The sequence below is a fragment of the Streptomyces smyrnaeus genome, assembly GCF_017676345.1.
Classification (GTDB): domain Bacteria; phylum Actinomycetota; class Actinomycetes; order Streptomycetales; family Streptomycetaceae; genus Streptomyces; species Streptomyces smyrnaeus.
In genome coordinates, this window is record NZ_JAFFZM010000054.1 from 1 (window position 1) to 3,137 (window position 3,137).

1 protein-coding gene is annotated in these 3,137 nt (G+C 70.9%); it reads left to right on the forward strand.

What is annotated here, in order from left to right:
* Positions 1-3,137, forward strand: a 3,137-nt coding sequence (locus tag JW613_RS35400; RefSeq protein ID WP_209215302.1) for an acyltransferase domain-containing protein, incomplete at both ends; no start/stop codon positions are given.

Here is a 3,137-nt window from a genome sequence, read left to right on the forward strand (position 1 = left end):
GGCGGTGGGTCGTTCGCTGGTGACCTCCCGGTCGTTGTTCGAGGACCGGGCGGTGGTGCTGGGGCAGGGTGGGGAGGAGTTGCTTGCGGGTGTGCGGGCGCTGGCTGCTGGTGAGCCGCACCCGTCGGTGATCCCTTCTGGCCAAGCCCCCGGTGGTGGGCTGGTGTGGCTGTTCAGCGGCCAGGGCAGCCAGCGCGTGGGCATGGGCGCGGAGTTGTATGCCCGCTTCCCCGTGTTCGCTGAGGCTTTCGACCAGGTCTGTGGACTGCTGGACCCGCAGTTGGGTGTTTCGTTGCGGGAGGTGGTGTTCGAGGGCAGCGCGGAGCGGCTGGAGCACACGACGTATGCGCAGGCGGGGTTGTTTGCGCTGCAGGTGGGGCTGGCACGGTTGTTGGGTTCGTTCGGGGTGCGTCCGGATGCGGTGGTGGGCCACTCCATCGGCGAGGTGACGGCGGCCTATGTGGCCGGGGTGTTCTCGCTGGAGGACGCGTGCGCGCTGGTGGCGGCCCGGGCGACGTTGATGGGGGCGCTGCCCGAGGGCGGAGCGATGGTCGCCGTCGAAGCCGGCGCCGACGAACTCGACCTGCCCGAGGGCGTGGCGGTTGCCGCGCTGAACACACCCACCAGCACCGTCATCTCCGGTCCGGAGGAACCGGTGCTGGAGCTGGCGGCGGAGTGGAAGTCCCGGGGGCGTAAGACCAAGCGGCTGGCGGTCAGCCACGCCTTCCACTCCCCGTCGATGGAGCCGATGCTGGAGGACTTCCGCCAGGCCATCGAAGGGCTGCAGTTCCACCAGCCCACGCTTCCGCTGATCAGCAACCTGACCGGGCGGCCCGCCGACGAGCGCATCACCACCCCCGACTACTGGTGCGAGCACATCCGCCAGCCGGTCCACTTCGCCCCGGCCCTCACCCACCTGGGCACCCACACCTACCTCGAACTCGGCCCCGACCCCGTCCTGACCACCGCCACCCAACACACCCTCGAAGACAACCCCCTCGCCCTCTGCACCCTCACCGCCAAACAACCCGAGACACGCGCCCTCGCCCACGCCCTCGCCCAGCTCCACACCCACGGCCACGACATCGACTGGACCCCCTGGTTCCCGCCCGGACCCACCGTCGATCTGCCTACCTACGCCTTCCAACGCCAGCACTACTGGCTCGCGCCCGGACACCCCGCCGAAGACATGGAGGCAGCCGGGCTACGGAGTTTGAAGCATCCGCTGTTGCCGGCTGTTGTGGCGACGGCGGATGGTGGGCTGATTCTGACGGGGCGGGTGGCGGCCTCGGGGGAGCAGCGCTGGTTGGCCGATCATCAGGTGTGGGGGTCGGTGCTGGTGCCTGGTGCGGCGATGGCGGAGTGGGCGTTGCGTGCGGCCGACGAGGTCGGGTGCGGTGGCGTCGAGGAACTGATTCTGCAAGCACCGCTCGTACTGCCTGACAACGGCGCGGTCGACGTCCAGGTGGTTGTCCGTCCGGCCGAGGCCGATGAACGGCGGCAGATCGAGGTGTACTCACGCCCGTCCCATGAGGATCGCGACGCGAACGGCTGGGTGTGCCACGCGAGCGGCACGCTCGCACCGCAGGCGGGGGCTGCGGAGGACGGATCGCTGGAGCAGTGGCCTCCGCCAGGAGCACACCGGGTGGACACGGACGACTTCTATGTGGGTGCCGCGGCTGCCGGATACGGGTACGGTCCGGCCTTCCAGGGCGTCCGGGCCGTCTGGCGGGAGGGGCGCGACGGGCAGGTACTGCTGGCCGAGATCGAGCTGCCCGAGGAGGCCGGCCGTCCGGACGGGTTCACCGTTCACCCGGCTCTGCTGGACGCAGCGCTGCACCCCGGTCTTCTGCTGGCCGTTTCCGCTGACGACGACCGGGCGTGGCTGCCGTTCGCCTGGAACGGTGTCACCGTCTGGGCCACCCATGCCACGGCCGTGCGGGTACGGCTCACGCCTCTACGGGAAGGTGAGAGCGGGGACGAACGTGGCGTGCGTGTCCTCGTCACCGACGTGTCCGGCGCGCCGGTGCTGAGCGTCGACGCCGTTGTCATGCGCCAGGCCGACGTCAGCCAACTGGTGCCCGTGCGTGGCGTGGAGGGCCAGTTCGTCCTCGACTGGGTGCCACCGGTCGGGTATCCGGCGAGTGCTGCCGAAGACGAGGCCGATTGGGCGCTGCTCGGTCCCGACATGTTCGGTCTGTCGGCGTCCGCGGTGGGATGTCACAGCGATGTGGAGGCGCTGGTGGACGCGCTCGGGTCCGGGGCACCCACCCCTTCCGCCGTGCTGGCCTGCGTGGGCGGTGACCGTTCCACGCCGAGTGAGACGCCGGACGACGACGCCGAGGCGCTCGCCGTGAGCGGTTCCGTGCTCGGGCTGCTGCAGAGCTGGCTGGCCGAGCCCCGGCTCACCGACGTACGGCTCGTCCTGGTCACCAGGGGTGCCGTGACCACGGACGTCGAGGGCGGAGGCGCCCCGGACATGGCGGGTGCAGCCGCGTGGGGGCTGGTGCGCAGCGCGCAGGTGGAGAACCCGGACAGATTCGTCCTGCTCGACCTGGGCGGCGGTCCGGAGGATGTGGCCGGTATCGACGACGCGCTGCGCCACGCGCGGGCGGACGGCGGGGAGTCGCAGCTCGCGTTGCGCGCCGGACAGGTGCATGTGCCGCGGCTGGCCCGTACTGCCGCCGATCGGCTGGTGCCGTTGGAGGACGGGTGTGCGTGGCGGTTGGGTCAGGAGGTTGCCGGGACGGTGGAGGACGTGTCGGTGGTGCGGTGTCCGGAGGTGGAGGAGCCGTTGGCGTCGGGGCAGGTGCGGGTTGCGGTGCGTGCTGCCGGGGTCAATTTCCGGGACGTGCTGATAGCGCTCGGCATGTACCCGGAAGCGGACGGACTGTTCGCCGGCAGCGAGGGTGCGGGCGTGGTGACGGAGGTCGGACCCGATGTGACGGGGCTGGCGCCTGGTGACCGGGTGATGGGGTTGTTCGACGGTGCCTTCGGGCCGGTGGCGGTGGCCGACGCCCGGATGATCGCTCCGGTGCCGGACGGCTGGGACTGGCGCACCGCTGCCTCGGTGCCCATCACGTTCCTGACGGCGTGGTTCGGGTTGGTGGAGTTGGCGGGGTTGCGTCGGGGTGAGG